The organism is Paenibacillus terreus (genome assembly GCF_042138595.1).
Classification (GTDB): domain Bacteria; phylum Bacillota; class Bacilli; order Paenibacillales; family Paenibacillaceae; genus Paenibacillus; species Paenibacillus terreus.
The window spans coordinates 1-604 of record NZ_JBHIRX010000042.1; the positions used below are offsets into that span (position 1 = coordinate 1).

Annotated in this window: 1 rRNA gene; it reads left to right on the plus strand. The window is 51.8% G+C overall.

From position 1 onward, the window contains the following. Nucleotides 1-604: ribosomal RNA gene (locus ACE5KN_RS31015) — 23S ribosomal RNA — on the plus strand; the annotation flags it as partial.

The following is a 604-nucleotide window of genomic DNA, read 5'->3' on the forward strand; positions in this document are numbered from 1 at the left end:
GCGTAATAGCTCACTGGTCGAGTGACTCTGCGCCGAAAATGTAACGGGGCTAAACACACCACCGAAGCTATGGCTTGGATCGACTTCACTGCTTCTTTGAGGCGGTGTTTAACGTGACATTTTTGCCGAAAACAACCTCTGATTATAAAATCAAGGTTTTCGGCCAAATGCTCCAGGGGTTAAACACAGGGCTTCGAAGCTGGAGTGAAGTCGATCCAGGGGTAGGGGAGCGTTGTATGTACGTTGAAGGTGTACCGGAAGGAGCGCTGGAGAGCATACAAGTGAGAATGCCGGTATGAGTAACGAAAAGATCTGTGAGAATCAGATCCGCCGAAAGCCTAAGGGTTCCTGAGGAAGGTTCGTCCGCTCAGGGTAAGTCGGGACCTAAGGCGAGGCCGACAGGCGTAGTCGAAGGACAACAGGTGGAAATTCCTGTACCACCGTAAACCGTTATGAGCGATGGGGTGACGCAGCAGGGTAGTGACGCGGACTGATGGATGTCCGTCCAAGCAGTGAGGCTGATGTGTAGGCAAATCCGCACATCGTAAGGCTGGGCTGTGATGGGGAGTGAAAATTACAGTAGCGAAGGTCATGATCTCACACT